General features: G+C 46.3%; 25 protein-coding genes. 1 reads left to right on the plus strand and 24 read right to left on the minus strand.

Translation table 11 applies throughout. The annotated features are described in order from the left end of the window. Positions 1–25 precede the first annotated feature (25 nt). The 11 genes from MHZ92_RS04815 to MHZ92_RS04865 all read right to left on the minus strand — a co-directional run bounded on the left by MHZ92_RS04815 (position 26) and on the right by MHZ92_RS04865 (position 11,463). Positions 26–1,963 (minus strand): DUF2207 domain-containing protein, encoded by a 1,938-nt coding sequence (locus tag MHZ92_RS04815; protein ID WP_239430415.1) that lies wholly within the window; start codon positions 1,961–1,963, stop codon positions 26–28. Between the two features lie 295 nt (positions 1,964–2,258). Next, on the minus strand, positions 2,259–3,167 hold the full coding sequence (locus tag MHZ92_RS04820; RefSeq protein WP_239430417.1) for a nuclease-related domain-containing protein: 909 nt from the start codon (positions 3,165–3,167) through the stop codon (positions 2,259–2,261). A gap of 705 nt (positions 3,168–3,872) precedes the next feature. Beyond that, on the minus strand, positions 3,873–4,031 hold the full coding sequence (locus tag MHZ92_RS04825) for a hypothetical protein (RefSeq protein WP_239430418.1): 159 nt from the start codon (positions 4,029–4,031) through the stop codon (positions 3,873–3,875). After that, the gene (locus tag MHZ92_RS04830; RefSeq protein WP_239430420.1) at positions 4,028–5,266 is read right to left on the minus strand and encodes a helix-turn-helix domain-containing protein; all 1,239 of its coding nucleotides are present in this window, start codon (positions 5,264–5,266) and stop codon (positions 4,028–4,030) included. Before MHZ92_RS04830 ends, MHZ92_RS04825 begins: the two co-directional genes overlap by 4 nt. Before the next feature lie 131 nt (positions 5,267–5,397). Further along, complete coding sequence (locus tag MHZ92_RS04835) at positions 5,398–6,687, minus strand: S8 family peptidase (RefSeq protein WP_239430422.1); 1,290 nt, start codon at positions 6,685–6,687, stop codon at positions 5,398–5,400. Between the two features lie 232 nt (positions 6,688–6,919). Continuing rightward, entirely contained in the window at positions 6,920–7,873 is a 954-nt protein-coding gene (locus MHZ92_RS04840; RefSeq protein ID WP_239430423.1) for an ABC transporter permease, read from the minus strand. After that, positions 7,851–8,768 carry an ABC transporter ATP-binding protein gene (locus MHZ92_RS04845; RefSeq protein WP_239430425.1) on the minus strand — a complete coding sequence of 306 codons (918 nt, stop codon included), beginning with the start codon at positions 8,766–8,768 and terminating at the stop codon, positions 7,851–7,853. The genes MHZ92_RS04840 and MHZ92_RS04845 overlap by 23 nt, the downstream gene beginning before the upstream one ends. A gap of 209 nt (positions 8,769–8,977) precedes the next feature. After that, positions 8,978–9,667: an ABC transporter ATP-binding protein gene (locus MHZ92_RS04850; protein ID WP_239430427.1), complete on the minus strand. Its 690-nt coding sequence runs from the start codon at positions 9,665–9,667 to the stop codon at positions 8,978–8,980. Beyond that, the gene (locus tag MHZ92_RS04855; protein WP_239430429.1) at positions 9,660–10,028 is read right to left on the minus strand and encodes a GntR family transcriptional regulator; all 369 of its coding nucleotides are present in this window, start codon (positions 10,026–10,028) and stop codon (positions 9,660–9,662) included. Before MHZ92_RS04855 ends, MHZ92_RS04850 begins: the two co-directional genes overlap by 8 nt. A 2-nt stretch (positions 10,029–10,030) precedes the next feature. Further along, entirely contained in the window at positions 10,031–10,684 is a 654-nt protein-coding gene (locus tag MHZ92_RS04860) for a hypothetical protein (protein ID WP_239430430.1), read from the minus strand. Beyond that, positions 10,681–11,463, minus strand: a complete 783-nt coding sequence (locus MHZ92_RS04865; RefSeq protein ID WP_239430431.1) for a hypothetical protein — start codon at positions 11,461–11,463, stop codon at positions 10,681–10,683. Before MHZ92_RS04865 ends, MHZ92_RS04860 begins: the two co-directional genes overlap by 4 nt. 384 nt (positions 11,464–11,847) lie before the next feature. Between MHZ92_RS04865 and MHZ92_RS04870 the strand changes: the two genes are divergently transcribed. Continuing rightward, positions 11,848–12,216, plus strand: a complete 369-nt coding sequence (locus tag MHZ92_RS04870; protein ID WP_239430432.1) for a VOC family protein — start codon at positions 11,848–11,850, stop codon at positions 12,214–12,216. Here the strand turns inward: MHZ92_RS04870 and MHZ92_RS04875 are convergent. From MHZ92_RS04875 to ureB, 13 genes are all read right to left on the minus strand, one after another. Beyond that, positions 12,213–13,163: a hypothetical protein gene (locus MHZ92_RS04875; protein WP_239430433.1), complete on the minus strand. Its 951-nt coding sequence runs from the start codon at positions 13,161–13,163 to the stop codon at positions 12,213–12,215. The genes MHZ92_RS04870 and MHZ92_RS04875 overlap by 4 nt on opposite strands. Before the next feature lie 333 nt (positions 13,164–13,496). Beyond that, positions 13,497–13,973, minus strand: a complete 477-nt coding sequence (locus MHZ92_RS04880) for an acyl-CoA thioesterase (protein WP_239430434.1) — start codon at positions 13,971–13,973, stop codon at positions 13,497–13,499. Positions 13,974–14,035: 62 nt separating this feature from the next. Continuing rightward, the gene (locus MHZ92_RS04885; RefSeq protein ID WP_239430435.1) at positions 14,036–14,734 is read right to left on the minus strand and encodes an ABC transporter ATP-binding protein; all 699 of its coding nucleotides are present in this window, start codon (positions 14,732–14,734) and stop codon (positions 14,036–14,038) included. 18 nt (positions 14,735–14,752) lie between these two features. Further along, on the minus strand, positions 14,753–15,499 hold the full coding sequence (locus MHZ92_RS04890) for an ATP-binding cassette domain-containing protein (protein WP_239430436.1): 747 nt from the start codon (positions 15,497–15,499) through the stop codon (positions 14,753–14,755). Next, complete coding sequence (locus MHZ92_RS04895) at positions 15,492–16,304, minus strand: ABC transporter permease (protein WP_239430437.1); 813 nt, start codon at positions 16,302–16,304, stop codon at positions 15,492–15,494. The genes MHZ92_RS04890 and MHZ92_RS04895 overlap by 8 nt, the downstream gene beginning before the upstream one ends. Next, complete coding sequence (locus MHZ92_RS04900) at positions 16,301–17,272, minus strand: ABC transporter permease (RefSeq protein ID WP_239430438.1); 972 nt, start codon at positions 17,270–17,272, stop codon at positions 16,301–16,303. Before MHZ92_RS04900 ends, MHZ92_RS04895 begins: the two co-directional genes overlap by 4 nt. Continuing rightward, positions 17,262–18,830, minus strand: a complete 1,569-nt coding sequence (locus MHZ92_RS04905; protein WP_239430439.1) for an ABC transporter substrate-binding protein — start codon at positions 18,828–18,830, stop codon at positions 17,262–17,264. Before MHZ92_RS04905 ends, MHZ92_RS04900 begins: the two co-directional genes overlap by 11 nt. Before the next feature lie 16 nt (positions 18,831–18,846). After that, positions 18,847–19,653, minus strand: a complete 807-nt coding sequence (locus tag MHZ92_RS04910; protein ID WP_239430440.1) for an urease accessory protein UreD — start codon at positions 19,651–19,653, stop codon at positions 18,847–18,849. Continuing rightward, the gene (ureG, locus tag MHZ92_RS04915; RefSeq protein ID WP_239430441.1) at positions 19,646–20,275 is read right to left on the minus strand and encodes an urease accessory protein UreG; all 630 of its coding nucleotides are present in this window, start codon (positions 20,273–20,275) and stop codon (positions 19,646–19,648) included. Before ureG ends, MHZ92_RS04910 begins: the two co-directional genes overlap by 8 nt. A gap of 18 nt (positions 20,276–20,293) precedes the next feature. Further along, the gene (locus MHZ92_RS04920; RefSeq protein ID WP_239430442.1) at positions 20,294–21,034 is read right to left on the minus strand and encodes an urease accessory protein UreF; all 741 of its coding nucleotides are present in this window, start codon (positions 21,032–21,034) and stop codon (positions 20,294–20,296) included. Then, positions 20,976–21,422 carry an urease accessory protein UreE gene (locus MHZ92_RS04925; RefSeq protein ID WP_239430443.1) on the minus strand — a complete coding sequence of 149 codons (447 nt, stop codon included), beginning with the start codon at positions 21,420–21,422 and terminating at the stop codon, positions 20,976–20,978. The genes MHZ92_RS04920 and MHZ92_RS04925 overlap by 59 nt, the downstream gene beginning before the upstream one ends. Positions 21,423–21,789: 367 nt before the next feature. Beyond that, positions 21,790–23,475: an urease subunit alpha gene (gene ureC, locus MHZ92_RS04930; RefSeq protein WP_239430510.1), complete on the minus strand. Its 1,686-nt coding sequence runs from the start codon at positions 23,473–23,475 to the stop codon at positions 21,790–21,792. Positions 23,476–23,505: 30 nt separating this feature from the next. Next, positions 23,506–23,871, minus strand: coding sequence for an urease subunit beta (gene ureB / locus MHZ92_RS04935; protein WP_239430444.1), 366 nt, complete (start codon positions 23,869–23,871; stop codon positions 23,506–23,508). Positions 23,872–23,877 lie beyond the last annotated feature (6 nt).

Below are 23,877 nucleotides of genomic sequence, written 5' to 3' on the forward strand. Positions count from 1 at the left end.
CAGCCCATAACAAGCCGGCATTTTTTTATTCTGCTCCTGCTCCACCACCGCCATCTCCTCCGCCGCCTCCTCCGTAACCACCGCCGGAATCATAAGAGCTGCCTCCCTTGTGAAAGGCCTTGTTTGGGGAGATGGGGGATCCCCACGTAGAATAGGTAAAATAAATCGGATCGACTTGCAACGCGAACAATGCCGCGAGTGGAGAAGATTCTGACAATCCTCGTCTAAGCTTCGGTAGCCTTTTCTTGGACCGATTCAGTAAATAGGCCCGCGTCATCCAACGGTCAGTTTCATCTAGATGATGATAATCGGGTATCCCCCGTTTTACCTGACTCCTGAATTTCGTAATGCTCATCTTTGTATAAAGAGCAGTGATCGAGCTTGGAATTGCCCTCGGGGTTATGAAAAATAAAATTGCGCCGCAAATAATCGCGTAAAGGACGGCGTCTGTTACATCCGAAGCAACGATTTGTGCCCCTGCAAAAAACATCCCGACAAAGAACGTAATGGCGGGCCATCTCTTTCCTGAGTTAGTTCTGTAAAAGGCAATTCCAAGGACCCCGACAATCGCAGGAAATGCAATTCCCCAACCGCTTGCGCCGTCCGCATAATACCCGAACATCGTTACGATTGTAAGGAGGAGGAAAATGGCAAGCTTCATCAGTTTCGGCACCTTTGTCGAAAGGGCGCCTGCGTCTTCCATAAGGTGCAGCACATCTTCATGCCAGACTTCGTGATTTTCATGGAATTTCCATTGCTTGCGTAGATCATTCCGATTCTGTTTATCAGTACGAAGGGAGGACCCCGCCATATCATGCAAGTGGAATTTTCGATGACCGATCCTTCCTTTGAACAACCATGTCATTAAATATTGCTCATGAGGTAATAATTCTTGTTTGGATTTCTTCAATTGTTCATTTGATTGGACCAGTTGAAAAACGAGCGTCTTTTCGGGAGCGCCTTCCTTCCCTTGGAAACGCGATGCCGCGTCCGCCATCTCCACTTTGACAATTCCCTTTTCGGCGAGTGAAAACAGCCCAGACAGGAAGCTTTTCCGGTTGAACCGACCATTATGATCAACAAAGGCCAAATACGTTGGATCCGTCTGCAAGACAAGATCTGTGCTGCCGAACGGGGAAAATAACCGTTGTCTCAGTAAGAAAAGGAAGACAATCAGAATGATGAATAAAACGGTCAATCCATTCGCCACGTTTATAGCAACGGGGATATTCGCCCATCTTGATTCGTTTTTATCGATAAGCCGCTGTTCCTGGAGGATGGCTTTTTCGAAAGGCATCGGTTCGGTCCTTTTAAACTGCTCCGTCATGATGGTTGACGGAAACAGCACACGGGTACCCGTCACTGTATATGCGGACGACTTTGGCGTATGAAACGTAATGCCGTCGCGATATACCATCCGCACTTGCCCTTCCCGGTCATGCATAAAACCATGAATACGATCGTCCCCGACATCGCCAGGCAACACGAAGGCGATATCCACATTATGGATGTCCTCGTCGTGGTTGTCGCCCCCCTCGAAGAAGGTAACGTTCAAATCACTGTAGGATTCGTAAGATGTCACGGCGTTCATCATCGTATAGACGTAAAGGACGGAAATGCTTTTCCGATCTGCAGGAATGGCAGTCACATAGGTGTTTCCTTTGCGGGACACATCCACTTTGGTCAAAGCGGATTCCTTAATTTCCCCAACAACCGACTCCGCCCCTTCTACGAGAAAGGCCTCAAACGGGTAAATCTGGTCAACATGCTTCCCCGGAAACGAGCGCGTCAACCGCGAAAACTCACCATCCAATGTATACGTAAACACCTCATTCACTAACATATTGCCATCCGGTTGCACCCACCCTTTAATCTGCACCCGATCGATCGTGTACGATTTTGCATGGACTTGGGTGGGTGAAACGCTAAACAGGACTATCATGAAAACAAGTAATCTTCTCACCGGCTGCACCCCCTTTGAATGACATACGGCGGATTGCGGGGCGGGGTTTCAGATAGTTAATAAATTGGTAGGAATGTCCCGTTGAAACACGGCGAAACGATGGCGCAAAGTTATGCGCGAGTTCAAATGGGATATGCGCAATTTAAGATAAGTTATGACGCAAATCTACGGCGTTATGCGCATTTCCAAGTGAGTTATGCGCAACTTTGAACTAGTTATGATCATTTCGGGACTTTTGATCTAGTGAAGTTTGATAATTAATACACTCCTCTCCCATTATAAGAAAGGATTTGTCTTATTTGAGGTTACCTTTTTGCATCTCATATAACCTTTCAAGGTCACTTAAACCGACTGAATACTTTACGCCTCTATTTTTACCTGTTGACGGAATCTCTAAATATTTCAACATCCTGGAGACTCTATCCTTGTTGTCGGTTCGAAAAAAGCTTCGAATGTCACTGTTAGTAAATTGAAAATCGATTAACATACAGTATTCCAGAAATGCCTGAATGTGAGCAAACTTGTCGATATAACCGCAACTCTTACAGCCCCATCCACTGTGGATGGTTTGCATTCCATGAGTGCCACAATTTTCACAGCGAACGCCTGGTACTAATTCCGATGGTTGAATGTTGTAACTTTTAGTTAAGGGAAATGGATTGTATCTACGATGATCGTATAAGAGGTCTTTTGCCACTGCGTTGAGGGTTTTGGAATCGAGAGATGGGGAGGTCTCTTTATGCTTTCTTAAGTAAACCGGTATTTCGTAGGGGAATAAAAGAGTCAAATTCTTACGTACATTTTCAAAGTTTTGCTGCGGTCGAGGGAAAACTACAGCACCTCTGACGGGGATTGAATAGCCTTTTGCAAAAAGCCAATCTTTCAATAGAATCATATTCCGTTCAAGCTGCACAGACGGGCATTCAAAAGCATCAACTTGTCCATTTTCTAAAACACGAATTAGCTGGTTTTGATCTTGGGGAAATTCAATTCGACCGGCTATATTTTTCACTTCCAATATAACTGCGCCTTGACTTGATAAAAAAAGTGTATCTATCTGGAACTTGCCGGACGATTGAAGATTCAAATCATGTAATATGTAATGTTCGAACGGAAAACTATACTTATTAAAAACACTTTCTAAAATCCGCTCTCCATTTTCTCCTGCACGAACTTTGTGTACCTCCTTCAAGATATTTTCCATGTTTGGATGGTTTGCGGGCAATCTTTTTACAAGCATTTCGAGTCCTAACAATTTGAGCGGCACTGATTTTCTCTTAACTATCAATAAGCTCCACCTCCATCTCATATCGTAACATGTTATAATTCTTCCCGCTACAAGTTTACCGAAAATTCAAGTTTACATATCGGCTTTTTGAAGCTTAAGCGCTCTATCCCGTCTAACAAGAAAATACACATCGTGTAATTATGCGCAATTTGGAGTCTCTTTTGCGCGTAAACTAGCAACTTATGACGCAATTCTACAGCGTTATGCGCATTTTCAATTGAGTTATGCGCAACTCTCAACTAGTTATGATCATTTCGGGACTTTCAACCCACACCAGGACCCGCCCATTTCTTCCGGGACCTCCTTTTAAATCCCGCCACATAAAATAACCGCTCCAATTCACACAATTTCAACAACCTTGTGTCGCCCGTTGCCTACGCCCAGAACTGATGCTACAATGGAATGTAGGATTTACGATAAAAAGGAGTGAAGTCTCATGTGGTTCTTATACATCATGTACATCTTATTCGCTTTTATCATCGTTGGTACAACAGCTGGTCTTGTGAGCACATTCAACAATCATAAGTGATTGTTGAAGTGCTTTTTTTGTGGAATCGCGGCACGATGACGGCAAACAAAAAAAGATGTCCCGCAGCCGACTAGCTGGGGACGCCATTTTACTTATACTTGTGGAGGTAAGATCGATGGTGGAGTTAGATTTTGGTCGCCTTTTGCGTTCGTGGATACGCTGTCGTTCGGTTCCAGTGCTAAGGCGCTTCCTGTTCCGGCAAATGCGGCTAGCAGTGCCGTTAGTAAAATGATGGATAACTTTCGTTTCATGATTCCTTCTCCCCCTTGTCATAATAATACAAACTATACATGTCCGCTTTCCCGTCATTACCGGTGGAGCGGTAATAGTTTGCTAACCTATAGGCAATACTTCTTGCTTCTCCTATATAATCATGTTTCTTCAGAAAAGGAAATACTATTTGTTCACAATAGTCAAAAAGTTCTTGTTGGGATAATTTCGTCTTTCTAAAGTACTCTAACTGCACTTCCAAATACGGGTCTTTTTTCCTTCCAGCTAGTTCTTCTAATTCATCAAGCAACAAATCAATCTCTTTATTTTCCTCAACGGCTGTTTGCAATAAGTGGATGAGGACTGCCTGATAGTAATCGGTACCTGCTTCCAAGAGTGCCTTCAATTCTTTCAACATATCATATGCCGAACTATGCAGTCCCCTTCTATTTTGTAACACTGAATAATTATAAAGTGCCCCTTGGTACAACTGATCCTTCTCCATCATTTTAGCGTTCCGTAGGATTGTTTTGAACAAGCCCTCCGCTTGCAAGGTAAAGTCGCGTTTTGTATAGTTGATCGCCAACAGAAGCTGTGCGTGAAGGAGACGGATGTAATTGGAATCCTTCCTGAAGTGATCGACGGCCATCTCTGCGTAGTAAGTCGACTTGCTGTATTGAGCTCTGTTATGAAGCAAGTAGGCTCTTTGATAAAACAGTTCCCCTTCGAACATATGGGGAATCCGCTCTCTAAATTCTTCAATCCGTTCCAAGCGACCTTCCGCTTCTGTAAAGTTTTGCGTGAAGATGTCATACATGAGGTAAATGACTTTCGATACGCCTTTTTCATAATCCGTAAATGACTTTTCCATCCGTTTCAAGATGGCGGTTTGCTGCGTTGCACGCGGAATGTCCCGTTTGAATAAATAATACCGTAATTTATAGAGCTCGTATCGATTGACTAAGTCTGTCGATTGCAAGTAGTCTTCTTGCGCGGAAAGCTCTGCGTACACCTCTTCCATAGAAGTTAGATCGTAATAGACTGAGTGCATGATGAATGTTTCCAATTTCTCTTTCCAATACTCATAGGAATTTACCTCTTGTTCCCATTCAATATTCATTCGATTGAACAGTTCGTTAATCGTTTCAATGTGGGGAACGTACTTATTCGACTCAATTTTACTTAAATGGGAGATGGAGCAGATGCCTTCACTGAGCTCTGCCTGTGTCAGATTGTTTTTCATTCGGTAGTATTTGAGAATGGATCCGATATTCAACATTAGCCCCCCTTTACTGTCTTATTATTCAAACATATCATTACCTTTTTATGAATACATGAGAAAACAGTCCCAGGGGAGTATGGGACTGTTTTCGGCCTAATGTATGGGATTTTCATTAGGAGGCTAATTTAACGAACTCTTGCAAATCCGAATCCGGATGCAATGTCATCTCCTCGTCCGGCGTGATAACCACCGAGGATATCATATGATTTCGCACGATTTTGCAAGTTGGTGCGAAGTTGAACGTTTGTGAAACTGGGATTTTCCGCCCAAACCTTCGCTGCCAGTCCTGCCACATGCGGTGTTGCCATCGATGTACCGCTAATTGTTGCATACCCACCGTTGTACCAAGTCGAGAAGATCGATGTGCCAGGTGCTGACAGCTCAACATCTCCTGTTTGAATGGTATAGTCTCCAGCTGTTCTGGAATGACCACGGGATGACGAATTGGCGACACGGTATGTGCCGTTTTCCAACCGACTTTCGAGATTTGCGACTGCAATTGCTGAAGGCAAGGCTGCTGGATAATCGATCGAACCGGGGGAGTAACCATCGTTTCCAGCAGCTGCTACGATTAGCGCGCCGCGATCATATGCATAGTTGACTGCATTCGTAATTAAGGAGCTTTCACCGTTTGAACCGAGCGACATGTTAATAACAACTTTTACACGCTGCGCATATGCTTGGTCTGCGGCGTGGCGGATTGCATTCGCAATATCGTCCGCATAGCCGCTTCCGGAATCGTTCAATACTTTATATGCCCAAAGTTTCGCATTTGGGGCTACTCCGTAGACGCCTCTTCGATCGTCTCCACCTTCGCCTAGTGCAGTCCCCGCAACATGGGTACCATGCCCATTACGGTCGGTGCAGCTATTGTTCACAAGCGGCGAAGTTTGTGTGAAGTCTTTACATTGTTCTGCGTTGTAATAGAGGTCGTTATGGTTCACATTGACACCTGTATCGAGAATGGCGATCCTCACGTTTGAGCCGCCCGTCGTATAAGTTAAATTATTGTCATTATAAATTGCTTTAATACCCCAAGGAACGGATTGGCTAGCAGCTGCTGCATCCATTTCATCATTCACTTCCACTGATGTAGGGTCAATCTGAATCGAGAGGATATCCACTTTTTCGACAGTGATATTCGGCATATTTTGCAAAGCCGTAAACTCTTTCGCTGTCACGTCCGTCGTGTAGGAATGGCCGTCGAATTCATTGCGCAGCTCGTAGCTTTGTTGAAGTTGCTGCAGTTGCTGGTCACTTGTTGCTGTGATGAGCACTCGGAACGTTTCGCCCCTTTGTTTCAGCCGGTCCTCTTTGAAGTCCCGGAGGCCGTCCTGTGCAGACACAGCACTCGTAGGCATCAGCATCGAAGCCGTAATGGCAATAGCGGCGAGCACTTTCAATGGTCTCTTCATTCATTGTCCTCTTTTCCTAATAGATTCATTGTTGCTACTTTTACTGTAGCAAACATTCTGACTTTAGGAAATTGGGAAAAATTCGATAGGAATCGACGGTTTTCGCATCATTACCTCTATCTATTCACCCCTAACTTGGAAAATATTTAATTCGAAAGCACTAAAAAACACCGACTCGTTACAAGGCGGTGTTGGGCAAATCGAGAAATCTATATTTGATTGGACCTATCAATTAAGCCGTAACATCACGTTTTACGAATGTCGTATAGCTAATAACAAGGAACGCGACAATATAAACGGCAAGGACGGCTAGCGAGAACGGCATCGTTATGTCTTCCACCAACATATATCCCGTTTCGAATTGCGTCAAGTCCATATGCGTAAACAACAAGTATTTTGCAATTTCATATTTCGAAAGCAAGGCACTAATCATCGATCCTGAGAAATAAATGAACAGTGAAAGACCGATTGCAAGCGAGCTAGAACGGAAGACGCTGCCAATTGTGAAAGCGAATGTCGCGGTTATAAACACGTTTCCGAATGACAACAGCAACATATATAGGCTCTCACCCCAGACAGATGCTTCCACTACTTCCTTACCGTTCCACACAAGATCCTGGCCCGTCCCCGACTTGAATAATAGGCTAACCATTAGGATCAAGACGGCATAGCCGATTAGCATAAGGAAAATGCCGAACAGATTGACTGTGAGAAATTTGGACGTCAGGATTTTCCAACGTTTCACTGGGCGTGTCAGCAACATTTTGATCGTCCCTTGAGAAAACTCGGAAGCGACAATCCCTGCCGCGACAATGACCGTCAACAGCAAGACCGTTCCGCCTAGGCCCGAAGGATCCTTGATCATGGCCTCCCGGCTGTAACTATACTCTGGTTCAATTTCGTTCGCAAGCCGGTATTCAGCAACTTTCTCTTCACCTTCAAGCTTTTTGCGCTGGGCTTTTGTCAATGAATCGTCGGCAAGACGCATTTGAATCGAGGCCAGTTCCCCTTGTACTCCTTCCTGCCAGCTGGGTGGATTCTCCGCGGCATGTTTCGTATTTTGTATATCAATCCATTTTGTTAAGCTAATCATTCCTGCAGTGAGCACGATCAGTATCGCGACCATGACCCACGTTCCTTTTTTATGCCACAATTTCATCCATTCATTTTGAATAAGCTTCAGCAATTTGGCCACCTCCAGTCATCTCTAGGAATTCATCCTCCAATGTTTTCTTATGCGGTTGAACCGCATACACTTCTAACCCCTCGGCAATAAACGACTCGACTAACCCTGGAATTTGGTGCTGCTCAGCATTCACGAGAAGACCGCCATTGAGCGTATCCACCGTAAATCCTCCGTCTACAAGCAACTGCTTCGCCTTTTCCGTTGGAGTTGCTTCAATATAATAGAACGATTCCCGCGTTTCTGACATTTCGCGTATGTCAATGAGCTTTCCGTTCTGGATAATCGCAATCCGGTCGCACATGAGCTCGATTTCTGACAGCATATGGCTTGAAACGAAGACGGACACCCCTTCTGCCTCAGCAATTTTTCGCAAGTATTGACGGAATTCACGGATTCCAGCGGGATCGAGTCCATTTGTCGGTTCATCCAAGATCAAGAACTTCGGATTGTGCAATAACGCCTGTGCAAGCCCGAGACGCTGACGCATCCCGAGTGAATAGGACCCGACTTTTTCATGGATGCGGTTTTGCATACCGACTTGACGGACAACTTCGTCAATCCGTTCCTTCGTTACGCCATTGTGCATTCTTGCAAAATGCAGCAAGTTTTTATAGCCCGACATGAACTTATACATTTCCGGGTTTTCAACGATGACGCCGACTTTCGATAGACCTTCCTCGAAGTTCTCGCGCAGTGACACCCCATCGATGACAATGTCGCCACCCGTCTGCTTCATCAGTCCGACCATCATCCGGATCGTCGTCGTTTTCCCCGCCCCGTTCGGACCGAGGAAGCCCGTGATCTGCCCAGGATACAACGACAAACTCAGATTATCGATGATTTTCTTGTTTTTAATCGTTTTCGATAACCCCTTCAATTCTACTACCGGTTTCATGTCTCCAACTCCCTTTTTAGTTGCTGATTGATCAAGTACGCTTTCGCGTACTTGCGTCCAGATTTTTCGAGCTAGCTCGAAAAGCTCCTTTGAAAATCTGTGGCATCCGCCGGAGGCTCAAATGAATTCAGCGCGATTTGAACCCGACAGAATTTAAGAATATAAGCATTCATCCCACCGCATATAGAAGTGAGGGACTTCTGCTGAATTCATTTGAATAGCGAAACCATCCAACTCGTTGCGTCAACTCCGTAAAAATCACGTATTTCGTCGACTGCCTCTTGGGCAATGACTCTCCCCCCGCGCATGACGATGATTTCATCAAGCAGCGGCTCAACTTCCCGGATCTCATGTGTTGACATTATAATCGTCTGTCGTTCTGTATCGGTAAAGCGGATAAGTCCTTTCCCAATATCATCACGAACCATCGGGTCAAGTCCGGAAAACGGTTCATCAAGCAAATACACGTCCGCCTCCCGCGCAAGCGTCACCGCAATTTTCACACGTCCCCGGTTCCCTTTCGACAGATTTTTCATTTTGGAATCAAGCGATACATTCAAAAACTGAAGGATTTCTTTCGCCTTCACTACGTCAAAATCTTCGAACTGGGATGCATAGAAATCGATAAGCTGCTGTACCGTAAAATACAGATAGAAGGCATCCGTGTCGGACATATACGCAATACGCGAAGCAATCCTGCGGGTGATCGGCTGCCCGTCAAACGTTGCGCTCCCTGAATTCGGTAGTGAGAGCCCGGCCATCAGCTTCAGCATCGTTGATTTCCCACTGCCGTTTTCCCCGACAAGGCCGATCACTTTTCCACGTGGAATCGTCAATGTCACATCTTGCAATGCCCGTTTACTGCCATATTTCTTTACGATCTGTTTTAATTCAATCATTCTCGCCACCTCGTTCCTGCAAGCTCTTTATAATTTCATCCGTCGTAAATCCGAAAGCCGCAACATTTTGAAGGAATGTCGTCACAAGCTGTTCCTTCATTTCATTCCGAAGGGCCGTGATCTTTTCCTGATCCTCCGTCACGAACGATCCTTGCCCCCTTCTCGTCTCGGTGATCTCCATTTGCTCCAACTCCTTATATACGCGTTGCATCGTATTGGCATTGACGCCAACTTCCACTGCATACTCACGGACGGACGGCAACTTCTCCCCCACCCCAAGTGTGCCTCGCATAATATCTCCTAGAATCCGGTCGATGAGCTGCTGGTAGATCGGCTTATCAGGTGAAAAATCAATGCTCATCGTCAGTACCTCACTTTCTTTTCGAGCAAAGTTGCTCCGCCTGTAAATAAGACAATTGCAACAATAATGTACAGTGATGTGCCGGTAAAGGATCCAGAGATCTTCCAGACAAACTCCATAACACCCCATACGGTAAATCCTACAAAAATAAGCAACAGCATAACAACCCCTGCCAACAAGCGAACCCTCACTGCCAACATCTTATAAATCACCCAAATTAATAAGCTGACAGACATCATGAATATAGTATTGACGAGCACTTTTACTAGTATTGCCAAATCGGGGACGATACCTACAATTCCACCGATGAAATATGCAATTATCGCTATACCGGTCCAAATTAGAAAGGATCCAGCTATCAAGATAACCGCTGCTATTACCTTGACACCTAAGAGCTGTGCAATCGAAGCGGGCGAATGTAGCCATAGATCAGGCTCCTTCATATCTGTATGGAGACTTTGAAGGAAAAGCGCTGCTCCGATAAAAATATGCATCGTTGAAAACATATTAGTAAGCTCATCTGATTCAACAATGCCACCAACTGCAGCCGGTGCGAAACTCGACACTGCAATTACGATAAAGCTAAAGGTAAAGAAAATCATCGACATTCGCATAAGCATCCATTCTTTTTTGAATAAACCGCTCCACCTATTCATAACCTCACCTGCTTATCGAATATGCTAATTCCTCCCAGGAATAACCCAACTGTAAAGAGTACCGCCCATAATAAATCACCTGCATATAGAACCGTTTCGGTATAGGCGAAGAAGCCGTACCCGATTTCGAGCGTCGGGTTTTTAATCGCCATCAGATCGATTTTGCCGAATTTGCTAAGCTTCTCGTAAAAGCTGGAATTTACAACTTCCCCATACACTCTGATCGATAGGATGAATAGAACGAGTGTAATCGCAATGGAAAAGCTATTAACAAACCGTTTTAGCAGTTGATCGATAACGAGGAAGAAAAAGCCGATGACCATGTACATGAGCGACGCAAAGAAAATAAAGGTGATGAACAAACTCCCGAAAAAGAATAGTTCGTCGAACGTTATGATTGATACATCACTGATTGCATAACGAATGGCGAGAACAGCCGTCGGAATGAGCAAACTTCCAACTCCAATAAGTGCAGCCATCGTCATTTTTGCTCCAACAAGCTTTGTCGTAGATGCCGTCGAATGCAGCCACAAATCCGGGTGTTTTAAATCGCGATTGACCATTGTCGCTAATGAAATGACAGGCACTAACGCACTGAAACCCGCCACCAAAAAGCAAAGGACCATCGTAGCCTCAAAAACAGAAAAGGCATTCACTGCAAACACTTTGGCAACAGACGGTAGAACGAACAACCCTGTCACCAATAGAATCGCCAGCACCAGTAACATCCATCTCCACTGGATCCATTCCTTCCGCAATAAACCATTCCACTGTTTCATATGTCTATCTCCTTCTGTACCGGTGTATTAGTTACATAGTACACTATAATCTCGGAAAGTGTAAAGTGATTTGAGTGATTAATTTGAAATGAATCTAAAGTCCCTGTTTGGTGATATTCTCTTTTATTCAATAGATAACTCCTCTTATTCAATAGATAACTCTCTGGATTCGATAGATAACTTCTTCCATTCAATAGATAATTTCCCCGATTCAATAGATAAGCTTCAGCAAAGGAATTGAGTGGATCAACTTGCACTATGACGCTTATTGAAAAATGAATCCATTATAACTAATACTTATACATAACGTTTCATTTCCCGTCATAGCCTCTCCTATCCACATCATTTACACTGGAGATACAACGACAAAAGGGGCGAATGACGATGACTCAATTTCTCACCGGTATCGACCATATCCAAATCGCGGCACCTCCTCATTCGGAAGAACAGGCACGTGAATTTTACGGTCAACTGCTTGGTATGGAAGAAATCCCGAAGCCTGAAAACTTGCAAGGACGCGGCGGTTGCTGGTTCAAATGCTGCAACCAAGAAGTCCATATTGGCATCCAAGCTGATTTTACACCCGCCAAAAAAGCGCATCCCGGCTTCACCGTACATGCGCTTGACCAACTGAAATCCCGTTTAGAAACAGCAGGATACGAAATTTCAGAAGAACCGCCGATCGAAGGCCGTGCCCGCTTCTTCACACACGACCCGTTCGGCAACCGTATTGAGTTTTTGGAGTTTCATTAAGACACGATAATATCCTTCTCCTGCTGATCCAGACGATTTAACTCTTCCATCGCTTCATTACGTTTCCGCCGCAACTGGTCCTGCACGCGGCGGACATCTTGGAGCACGGAGTTTAGCTTGCTTTTCGCGTCCGTAATCCGCGAATGCACCGCCCAGTCGGAGAAAATGTTATCAAAGAAAATGTCCGTAAATGTGAAAATGTCATTTTGGTTCACCTTGAACGATTCCGTTGCGGCGTTTTGGACGTCCATCAATTCCGTCTCATAATGGCGGAGAGCCCGCTGTGCGCGGTGTACAAGATCATCCGAGCTGTTCATTTCCGAATACTTCATCGCAGAAACGATGAGGCCGCCGCCTAAAAACGTATCCCACATCGACAGCCCTTCCGCATTGCCTAACTTATCGAGCGCAGCGTCAAGAGCACGTTTTGCTTTCTCACCTGCCTCATAGGCTTCATCAATTTCTCTCATTAACGAACGGACCCGCACACGGTCATCAGCAATTTTCTGCAGCGTCCCATTTGCGACTGTATCGTTTTGCCGAATCCATGCCTCTTTCTCTTTTAAAAAGTCCGCCCAATCCTCATCAATATAAAGGAAATCCTCACGATTCATTTGCTCGCGTAGCCGCCTGACTTCAGCTTCTAAATCCGTCACTGTCTTTTCGGCTTCATTGTATTTCAGCTCGGCTTCTGCGACTTCATTAATCTCCTTTTCCATCTGTTCATCCCATTTGCCCGTCCACTCTTTAATTTTATTCATGAATGAAAATTTTCCCAGCTTCACTACATCCTGCTGTTCCTTTGTTAGTTGCCGATGCAGCCGATCACGCAATTGGACTGCTTCCTTGTATTGTGCCTCCGCACCATCAAGCCTGCGCTTCACTCGATTTCGCTCATTCCGGAGCATCGTCAACTCCATTTGCCGTTCATGGATATCCGCTCTCATCGTCCTCACTCCTTTCCTTATATACGGAAAATGTCAGTTTAGGTTTCAGTGGAGAGCTGCGATTCACTGAGTCCAAAGTCCCGAAATGAGCATAACTTGTACAAAATCGCGCATAACTCATGTAAACTCGCGCATATCGACTCCCAACTCGCGCATTTGACCATAAAACTTGCTCATAACTCGCCTAAACTCGCGCAATACCGCACAATCTCAATAATTAAAGGCTCTAATTTGTCAAAACCACTCCTCGCAACGGTAAAAATCCATAGACAGCGAGACTCCCGCGTGCAGATATCACCATACAAAAAAGCCGCCTATAGAAAGGCGACTTCCTCAATGTTTAATTTCCCTTCGCAGCTTCCGGTGCTCTCTGCGTGCGGGACCCGTTTCAAATAACCGTTTTTCTGCTTCGGTTTCCGGATAGATGCCCGGAACCGGGGTCGGTTTGTTGTTTTCATCCATGGCGACCATCGTCAAAAATGATTCCGTTGTCAGCTTTGTTGCTCCTGTCACCAAATCCCTGGAATGCACCGTGACGAATACTTCCATCGACGTGCGGCCTGTCGAACTGACGACTGCCTCAAGTTCGAGCACGTCCCCGACTTTTGCGGAAGACAAGAAGTCAACCGAATCGATGGAGGCCGTGACAGCAGCGGCCCTATTGGAATGCTTCATCGCCGCAATCGCAGCAATTTCATCTATGTACGCCAGTACCTTTCCACCAAAAATTGTTTGCATATGGTTCGTGTCCGGCGGTAATACAAGCTTCGTAACGATTGTCCGTGAATAGCTCATCGGTCGTTGTTCCATTTTCGTCATCTCCCTTTCAATTCACCATCCAGTATACCCACTACCGAAAAAGTTGAACAGCCTCACTCGAACAGCAACAAAGAATACGGGTGCGTGAATGAAAAACCGCCATCCCTTTTCACGCTTTCCTCCACAATCCTCCCGCCTTCCATCACATACACACGGTCGCATAAATGCTGAACGATTTTGAGATCATGAGAAATGAACAAAATCGCCATGCCCGTCTCCCGGTTCAATTGTCGAATCAGCTCAACGATCTCTTTTTGAATCAAACGGTCAAGATTCGACACAATTTCATCGCAAATTAATAGCTTCGGCTCTACAAGCATCGAGCGCAGCAAATTCACCCTTTGCCGTTCACCGCCGCTTAATTCCGAAGGGCGCCGATCCAAGTGTTTTTCTTCCAAACCAACCTTTCCGAGCATCGTACTTATATAGGCATCACGATTCCTTTTCATCATCCGAAGTGGCTCCCTAAGGATATTGCGGACCGTCCACGAAGGATTCAATGCGGCGGTTGCATTTTGGAAGACGATTTGGTTGGAGGCATAGAAGTTATCTGAACCCAAGAATGAAATCTTTCCTTCATCCACAGGTTCCAACTGCATGATGAGGCGTGCCAACGTACTTTTCCCGCTGCCACTTTCACCGACGATTCCGACGAGCTCGCCTTTCCCGACCGTCAAATTAATATCATGCAATACAGGTTTTCTTCGTTTCCCCTTGCCATAGCTTTTTGAAAGATGTTCTACCTGTAGCAAGGCCCACGCCTCCTTCCTTTAAAATCGGCTGTCCAGCAACCGCTTTGTATAGTCATGCGTTGGTCGTGAAAAGATTTCCGAGACTGTACCCGTCTCTACGATTTCACCTTTTTGCATGACGATCATTTCATCAGCCAAACCCGTCACAACATCCAAATCGTGTGTGATGAGAAGAACCGTCGTTCCGTTTTCATTCAACAACCGGAGCCATTTCAAAAATTCCTTCTGAACGACTTTATCGAGCGCTGATGTCGGTTCATCCGCGATCAGCAAGGCCGGTTTGACATACAAAGCGCACGCAATCATGCACCGTTGCAGCATGCCACCCGATAATTCAAATGGATATCGGTCCAAAATGTCAGCGGACAAACCCAGCTTCCCTAGAATATCCTTCATCTTTTTCCGGTAGGTAGTATGATCTTCGCCGATCCTTCCTGCGGAAAACGCATATAGCTGCCGGTCCATTTTTATGCTTGGATTAAAACTGTTCATCGCGTCCTGAAAAATTGTGAAAAACTCATTCTTTCGTATAGCTGTTACTTCTTCCTTCGTTGCCTCCAGCAAATTAGCGCTTTTATAACGTATTTCACCAGAGGTATTTGCACCTGCAGGCAATATTTTTAACAACGCCGCAACCGTCATACTTTTTCCACTGCCGCTTTCACCGATCATTGCTGTGATTTTCCCATTCGGAATGAAAAACGAGCTCCTATTCACGACAGTCGCTCCATTGACAACAATCGTTAATTCCTTCACCTCAAGCATGGAACCGCCCCCTTCCCGAATCCTTCATCGCTTCACCAATAAAGTTAATGGAAAGGATCGTCAGAAAGATCAGCATTCCAGGAAACAAGCCGATCCACCAGGCACCGATCAATATATCGTTTTGCGCATTGTACAGCATATTCCCCCAGGATGGAACCGAAGGAGGAATGCCAATGCCGAGAAAACTGAGGGACACTTCGATGAACACGGCCCCTGCCAAATTGTAGATCGTCACGACGAACAACGGCGCCATGCTATTGCGCAACAGATGCCCCGTAATAATCTTCCAGGCCGGGGTTCCGAACATTTTCGCCATCTTTACATATTCCGCATCTTTCAGTCGGATGAATTCCGAGCGGACAATCCGGGCGGTCGTAAACCAACCCGTCATGCCGATAATGACCGTCATCCCCCACATCCCGCCTTGCATAATCGCTTGAAACGCCAAGACGAAGATGAGAGAAGGGATAGAAATAAGGGCTTCCAAAATCCGCATCATGACGGAGTCGGTCCATCCTCCGACATACCCGCTAATTCCTCCGTAAATAACGCCTATTGCAAATGACAATGCGACCGACAATCCAGCGACTGTCAACGTCACCTTTCCGCCTTGCAATAAACGCGAAAAGACATCCCGTCCAAGATGGTCCGTCCCTAACAGATGCCCTTCGCCAGGAGGTGCATAAACCGCGTCCAAATCCATTTCATTCACGGGGTGAGTGGCTAGTACATCGGAAAACAATGTCAAGACGAGAGTAAGACCAAGAAGCGAGCACCAGAAGACAAGATTCTTCCTCGTTTTCATCCGCTCAACTCCCCTCTCCGAAGCTTCGGGTCAAGGATGTACATAAGCACATCAATGACAAATAGGGTGATGACGACAATGAGACCTGTCAGCATAATCCCACCCATGAGCAGCGGATAGTCCTTTACCATGACGGACTTCACGAGCAATTGGCCGAGGCCCGCCCAGGAAAATAACGACTCAACGATGACGGAACCGCCAAAAAAAGATGGAATTGTAATACCAAGGTAGTTCAAATAAGGGATGAAGGCTTTACACAGAACGCCCCGCCTAATTTCTAGCTCCTCCACCCCGTTCGCCCTTGCCACCATCACATAATAGCTTCTCATTTCGGATTTGACACTATCTTGGAGGATGCGCGCGTAAAGGCCGACATGCGTCAACACGACAACCGATGCCGGCATAATCAGATGCTTTATTTTATCGACAAAACCCCCATCTCCACTTAGGCTCCTCGTTCCGGACGATGGCAAAACACCAAGGGTGACAGCGAATACATAAATGAATAAAATCCCGACCCAAAACGCCGGAATGGAAGAGGAAGCAATGCTGAATGTCGACAACCCCCTGTCGAGCAGCGAACCCGGTTTCATCCCAGCCGCCATCCCAAGCCAGATGGACCCGAGAATAATGAACAACATTGAGGTGCCGAACAACAATAGCGTATTCGGCAGCCTCTCTGAAAGAATCGTAGCGACAGGACGGCCAACACTAGCAGACATGCCGAGATTCCCTGTCACCGTCTCCTTCAACCAGGCTCCATATTGGACAATCATTGGGCGATCGAGCGCAAAGGCCTTGCTGATCCGCTCTTTTTCTGCGGCAGTCAACGTTTGGGCATTGCCTCCGTAATAAGCCGTCGCAGAGCTTCCCGGTCCCGCATGCATAATGAAAAAAGAGAGGAAGCTCACGATGAAAAGGACAAGAATCCCCAACATCATGCGCTTCCCAACCCATTTAACGGTCATTCCACTTCCACTCCTCGACATTCCAAAGGAAACCGGAGCCGTGATGACCAAGTGTACGCTCCTTCACGCCTTCGATATTTCCGTGAATGCCATAAACTGCATTGACGTAAGCAATAAATGCGAATGCAGGATCATCTGCAAGCTCCTCTTGAAATGTCATATAGCTTGCCTTCCGCTCATCCTCATCCATTGATAAACGACCTTTTTCAAGCAATACATCCACTTGTTCATTCGAATAATTTCCGTAATTATAACCGAAACCCGTCAAGCTCGATTCCGAAGAATGGAATAAGCTATACGTATGATGGTCCGCGTCATACGGACTGCCCCAACCGATCATGAATGCGTCTGTCTCTTCAATCGTAATTGCACTCCAATCAAGCGCCGCCACATCGACATCCGCACCGATCGATTTGAAGCCTTCTGCGACATAATTCGCCATATTGACACGGACTGCGTCTGACGCAGGTGCTGTAATCGTGAAGCTCAACTTTCGGCCATCCTTGTAACGGAAGCCGTCGTTAGATTTTTCCCAACCTGCTTCATTCAACAACTGCTCGGCATGTTCGACATCGTAGCTATACATCTCAATGTTTTCATTATGAAAGGCATGCTTTTGCAACGGCGAAAAAGCCTCTTCCCCGTACCCTTTCAAAATACCTTTCACAATTCGGGCCCGATCGATGGCAAAGCTGAATGCCTGTCGTACCCGGACATCTTGCCATAAATCGTTTTGCATATTGAATAGGATTCCTCGGTAATCTGCAGTATCGACATTGTAGATTTCCAGATGATTCCGCTTTTCCAATTCACCGACTTGCACTGGATCGAGCAAGGCGATATCGACTTCTCCCGAAGCGAGCTGCAGCGCCCGTACATTGCTGTCGGGAATAAATTTGAAAATGACTTTCTCAATAGATGGCTTTGTACCATGGAACTGCTCATACGCTTTTAACGTCAAGCTGTTGCCGCGGTCCCAGCGATCGAACTGATAAGGTCCTGCACCGATCGGATGGCTATTGAACTCCGCCGTCCGCATATCTACGCCGTCAAACGCATGCTTCGGCAAAATCGGCAATGTCAGTTTATCAAGGATCGGGGTGAAAGGACGCTTCAATTTCAGTTCGAATTTGTAGTCATCGATTTTTATCAGCGACTCTACTTCTATGAAATCGGACTTCAGGAACGAAGCATTCTTGTCATCTAACACACTTTCAATTGTAAAGATGACATCTTCAGCAGTAAGCGGTTCACCGTCATGAAACTGCACGTCCTCCCTTAACTTGAATGTATACGTCAATTGGTCATCCGAAATGCTGTATGACTCTGCAATATCTGTTTTAGGTTCATTGTTTTCATCAAAACGGAAAAGTCCTCGGAACAGAAGCGCGTCTACATTCGTCTCCTCAAGAATCGGGTTCAGTCCATTAAACTCAGATTCAGAAGCATAGATTAGGGTATTATCTTTCACGACCGACGCTTCTTTTTTTCCACATCCTGCGACTGCAACGAGTAGTAGCATTCCAATTAGGACGATCATTATTTTTCGTTTATTCATCGTTTCCTCCGCACTTTCATACGATTGCCGATAGCTCGGCAAACACGCGCTTCATTTCCTGCTGCAGTCTCCATTGATTCACACCGAGAATTCTGCAATGTACCGCATTCCCCGCAAGTCTTGTGATGCCTGCCCGTAATCCGTCACCAACATTCATCGCTTCCTGAATCACTCGCAGATTGATGTCGTCAACTTGTTCTGAAACGAGCCAAATGGAGCCGACATACAACGCCTCTTCAAGTAAACCAATTTTATGGAGATGCAGATTTTCTGGGACAAAGTGAAGACTGTCAAAAGCGAGCAGCTCCCCTTCGACGTAAATCTTCATCATTGATTTTAATGAAGAGAAATCGAATACTTCCCCACGCATCTCTCGACCTGGAGCGATAATTTCACCCCAAAGTAACGTTGCGTCCTTCTCAAGGCGAATCGTTGTTTCCATTTGGAATTTGGAGTCCGCGAATGGGATAATCACTTCAGGCATCCATTCAAGACGCGAATCTTCCGCAAGCTCCACGTCAATCGATTGGACACATGTTTCACCTGTATGCGATCGGTATACTTTCAAGGCAGATTGCTGGATAATCCTCGCCTTGCTTCCTGGTAACAGACGGATCGATATATCATTTCGGTCCCCTGCCACCATGCCCCCTGACGATTCCATAATAAACACGGTCGCCGTAGGGTTGTCCCCTTCGTACAGCTCTCGGCTCGCCTTCAACGGAGGTTGCTGGAATACATGCGGCATCCGGGTATAACCTCTTCTCGGTTCAAACACCATATCCAGCTTTCCATTATGGTGTCTTCGGGCCACTTTACTCACCGGCACTCGCTGTCCCTGCGCCTTCAAGCAACATACTGTGTTTAATCCAATTAACGATCTGATCGACATTTTTCCGTGTCCGGACATCCGCAAAGACGTAAGGGCGGCCGCCTCTCATCTTCTCTACGTCACTCTTGTACAATTCAAGATCGACGCCGACATGCGGAGCGAGATCTGTTTTATTGACCAATAAAAGATCTGATCTTGTTAAAGCAGGACCGCCTTTCCTTGGAATATCCTGACCTTCTGCTACATCGATTACATATATATATCCGTCCACAAGCTCTGGGCTAAACGTAGCTGATAGATTGTCCCCGCCGCTTTCGACGAAAACGATGTCAAGATCATTGAAACGTTCCTTCAACTCATCGATTGCAGCGAAGTTCATGGAAGCGTCTTCACGAATTGCCGTATGCGGGCACCCGCCAGTCTCCACCCCGAGAATCCTATTTTCATTCAACACACCGTGATTCATTAGGAATTGAGCATCCTCGCGTGTATAGATATCATTCGTTATCACTGCAACATTGTAATCTTCGTGCATTGCGCGGGTTAGTGCGTCGACGAGCGATGTTTTGCCCGATCCAACAGGACCCCCGATTCCGATACGTACTGGTTTCATATATAGAAACGCCTCCTGTCATGAAATAAATAATCTTGAATAAAGATACTCATGCTTCATCGATGCGAGCTCGATGCCAAGCGCATTGTTGCTAATGTCTTCTTCAGTCAATTCGGCAACTAGCCCGGCAGCTGCAACAACCTCTGCCGCCAGTTCATGCATGGCCTGCACACCTGTATTTTGTCCAAACGGGACAGCACGCACTGCGTTTTGGATAAGCCCATTTATCGACGAGAATAAATACGATAGAACCGCATAATGCGCATCGATATCACTGACGGCACAATATATGCCGTACAGTATGGCATAATGCCCTTTAATTTCATTCGCACTGATTCGATTTTTCCAGTCGTCAAAATAAGAATCCTCGACGAGTGGTGAAACTGTCCGAATGAACTGCCTCCCCAAGTTGATGCTCGCGTCACGGGATTCTTTTGCAAGCTTGATGGCTCCGCAAAGATTTTCCAAATGCAGAAGACGATCGACATCTCGATTCCTTGCCGCTTCATGTGCTTCTTGGATGAGAATCGCATCGCCAAATACGAGATTGTGATGGAGAAACGTCGTACAAAAAGCGATCAGCTCCTCCTTCGTCCGGAGTAAATCCTCTTGGATATACGTCTCCATTCCGTATGATTGCGTATATGATCCGATTGGGAATGCTGAATCATGGATTTGAAGCAACCGCAAAAACTGGAGATCAGTGGGAATGGCCACGGTATTTGAAAGGTTGCTTGAATCGTCGTTCGGTTGTTTCATACGCTACACCCACCTCATCCAATAATGGCGCTAACGTGTGGTCGGCGCGGACGACAATCTCGTCTTTTTCGATCAATGCAGGTGTATGGCGGTTGCCAAGCTCAAACGCAGCTTTGCCCATTTCGACCATATCTTTCGGCCGAATGACGATGACCGATTCCATTTTCGTCCGAATCACGATGCAGCGTTCGTCATCTTCGAATAGCACATCGCCGTATTTCAACGGTTCTTCTTGATTAATGCGCAAAGCGATATCTGTACCATTCGTCGTCTCCGTACGTAGAATCCGCTTGCTCAACTCTTCCCATTCCAGCTCGACCCATTCGATGCGCTTTCCTGGAATTTCTTCTGTATCACCGATATTGCGTATGATTTTTTCTATTAGCATCTTGCATTCTCCTTCTTTGCAATGACTACGGTTTTATAAAAGTGTAAAACTCACAACGTTGATTTCCGTTTCAGGCGGACGCTTTCCGGGGGGCGGGCGGTGAGCCAATCGAACGGCGAAGGGTTCGATTTGCCGTATTTCTGCGATTTTTGCAGAAATTAAGGCATCCATTCTGCCATTCCTGCTCGCAACGCTACGCTTTTGCTCGCAAACGCCGTTCTTCGTAACGGCTAGAGCAAAAATTTGTGCTCGCAACGCTATCGCTTTTGCTCGCAAACGCCGTTCTTCGTAACGGCGTTCGCTAATCCCCCAGGAGTCGCCGCCTTACACTACAATCAACAATTTACCTAAAAGTAAGAATCGAGAATTAAAACAAGAAGTACCTTTGTGCCATAGGAAGTACGTCGACTGGTTCACATGTTGCAAGCTCCCCGTCAATTTTTACTTCATACGTTTCCGGATCGACGTCGATTACCGGCATTTCACTATTATGCTTCATATCCGCTTTGGATACGTTACGGCAATTTTGGACTGTTCCGATCAGCTTTTTCAGTCCAAGATGTTCCGGAAGGCCTTCCTCCACTGCAATTTTCGGCAGGAATGTCATTGACGAATTTTGCGGTCCTTGCCCATGATATCCGTACATCTTGCGACCCATTAACGGCTGCGGTGTTGGAATTGAAGCATTTGGATCTCCTGTCGCCGCATAGACGGCGATACCACCTTTAATGACGACTTGCGCCTTCACTCCGAAAAATGCAGGTTCCCATAATACGATATCCGCCAATTTCCCTTCCTCGATCGAGCCGACTTCATGCGAGATCCCTTGGGCAATGGCTGGATTGATCGTATATTTTGCGATATAGCGTTTGACGCGATAATTATCATTGTCCTTCCCTTCGTCTTGCGGAAGCGGACCACGCTGCTTTTTCATCTTATCCGCCGTCTGCCACGTCCGGATCGCCACTTCGCCAACCCGGCCCATCGCCTGGGAGTCGGATGACATGATGCTCAAAATCCCCATATCCTGCATAATGTCCTCTGCCGCAATTGTCTCAGGACGGATACGGGAATCCGCGAAAGCGATGTCTTCCGCCGAATCACGTTTCAAATGGTGGCATACCATAAGCATGTCCATATGCTCATCAATCGTATTGACTGTAAACGGCTTCGTCGGGTTCGTCGACGCTGGCAATACATTCGGCAATGCCGCCATTTTCAACTGGTCGGGCGCGTGTCCCCCGCCAGCTCCCTCTGTATGGAAGACGTGGATGACGCGTCCATTAATCGCATTGATCGTATCTTCGACGAAACCAGCCTCATTCAATGTATCCGAGTGCAAGGCAATTTGGATGTCATATTCATCCGCCACCGTCAAGCTTAGATCCAGTGCAGACGGGGTCGCTCCCCAGTCCTCATGGATTTTCATGCCGATTGCGCCAGCCCGTACCTGCTCAACAATCGGCTCCGGGAAAGCCGCGCTTCCCTTCCCGAATATACCGATATTCAATGGAATGTCTTCAATTTGCTGAAGCATCCGATGCAAATGCCATTTTCCAGGTGTTACCGTCGTTGCAGTGGAACCTGCCGCAGGGCCTGTCCCGCCGCCGATGAATGTAGTCGTTCCAGCATTCAACGCTACCTCCACTTGTTGCGGACTGATGAGGTGAATATGCGTGTCAATTGCTCCCGCTGTCGCAATCAAACCTTCTCCTCCATACACTTCCGTGCCGACACCGATAATCATTCCCTGATCGACACCGTCCATCGTGTTTGGATTCCCCGCCTTACCGATGCCAACAATTCTCCCATTTTTGATTCCGATATCAGCCTTTACGATCCCTGTGTGATCAATGATCGTTGCATTCGTAATGACCGTATCCAATACGCCGTCTTCAGAAGTCTTTTGACCGTTCTGCCCCATCGACACGCGAAGGGACTTCCCGCCGCCAAAAATTCCCTCATCTCCGTACGTCGTATAATCCTTTTCTATTTCAATCCATAAATCGGTATCCGCTAAACGGACCTTGTCGCCCACAGTCGGGCCGAACATCCTCGCGTACTGTTCACGTGAAATTCTCAATTAACTGTCAGCTCCTTTAAATCCGCCATCCGATGCCTTCTCTACAATTTCCTCTTTTTTGTGAGTGGAACCTTCCGTTAATTTGTTCAAGCCGAAAACATGGCGCCTTCCACCAAACTCGACAAGCTCCACTTCCTTCTCCTCACCCGGCTCAAAACGCACCGCTGTCCCGGAAGGAATATTTAAATGCATTCCGACCGCCTGTTCACGATCGAATTCTAAATGTTTATTCACTTCAATGAAATGGAAGTGAGACCCGACTTGGATTGGACGGTCACCTGTATTCGCGACCTTCACCGTCTTCACATCACGCCCAACATTGATTTCTATCCATCCTTCAGCCGGTTTGATTTCTCCTGGTTTCAAACGAAA

Source organism: Sporosarcina sp. ACRSL (assembly GCF_022346605.1).
Classification (GTDB): Bacteria; Bacillota; Bacilli; order Bacillales_A; family Planococcaceae; genus Sporosarcina.

Coding starts and splice junctions, on each gene's coding strand:
- MHZ92_RS04820 (WP_239430417.1), bottom strand. CDS start 3,167: ATGGAAAATATCTTGAAGGAGGTACACAAAGTTCGTGCAGGAGAAAAT.
- MHZ92_RS04825 (WP_239430418.1), bottom strand. CDS start 4,031: ATGAAACGAAAGTTATCCATCATTTTACTAACGGCACTGCTAGCCGCA.
- MHZ92_RS04835 (WP_239430422.1), bottom strand. CDS start 6,687: ATGAAGAGACCATTGAAAGTGCTCGCCGCTATTGCCATTACGGCTTCG.
- MHZ92_RS04845 (WP_239430425.1), bottom strand. CDS start 8,768: ATGAAACCGGTAGTAGAATTGAAGGGGTTATCGAAAACGATTAAAAAC.
- MHZ92_RS04850 (WP_239430427.1), bottom strand. CDS start 9,667: ATGATTGAATTAAAACAGATCGTAAAGAAATATGGCAGTAAACGGGCA.
- MHZ92_RS04855 (WP_239430429.1), bottom strand. CDS start 10,028: ATGAGCATTGATTTTTCACCTGATAAGCCGATCTACCAGCAGCTCATC.
- MHZ92_RS04860 (WP_239430430.1), bottom strand. CDS start 10,684: ATGAATAGGTGGAGCGGTTTATTCAAAAAAGAATGGATGCTTATGCGA.
- MHZ92_RS04865 (WP_239430431.1), bottom strand. CDS start 11,463: ATGAAACAGTGGAATGGTTTATTGCGGAAGGAATGGATCCAGTGGAGA.
- MHZ92_RS04870 (WP_239430432.1), top strand. CDS start 11,848: ATGACTCAATTTCTCACCGGTATCGACCATATCCAAATCGCGGCACCT.
- MHZ92_RS04875 (WP_239430433.1), bottom strand. CDS start 13,163: ATGAGAGCGGATATCCATGAACGGCAAATGGAGTTGACGATGCTCCGG.
- MHZ92_RS04880 (WP_239430434.1), bottom strand. CDS start 13,973: ATGGAACAACGACCGATGAGCTATTCACGGACAATCGTTACGAAGCTT.
- MHZ92_RS04890 (WP_239430436.1), bottom strand. CDS start 15,499: ATGCTTGAGGTGAAGGAATTAACGATTGTTGTCAATGGAGCGACTGTC.
- MHZ92_RS04895 (WP_239430437.1), bottom strand. CDS start 16,304: ATGAAAACGAGGAAGAATCTTGTCTTCTGGTGCTCGCTTCTTGGTCTT.
- MHZ92_RS04900 (WP_239430438.1), bottom strand. CDS start 17,272: ATGACCGTTAAATGGGTTGGGAAGCGCATGATGTTGGGGATTCTTGTC.
- MHZ92_RS04905 (WP_239430439.1), bottom strand. CDS start 18,830: ATGAATAAACGAAAAATAATGATCGTCCTAATTGGAATGCTACTACTC.
- ureG (WP_239430441.1), bottom strand. CDS start 20,275: ATGAAACCAGTACGTATCGGAATCGGGGGTCCTGTTGGATCGGGCAAA.
- MHZ92_RS04920 (WP_239430442.1), bottom strand. CDS start 21,034: ATGAAACAACCGAACGACGATTCAAGCAACCTTTCAAATACCGTGGCC.
- MHZ92_RS04925 (WP_239430443.1), bottom strand. CDS start 21,422: ATGCTAATAGAAAAAATCATACGCAATATCGGTGATACAGAAGAAATT.
- ureC (WP_239430510.1), bottom strand. CDS start 23,475: ATGTTCGGCCCGACTGTGGGCGACAAGGTCCGTTTAGCGGATACCGAT.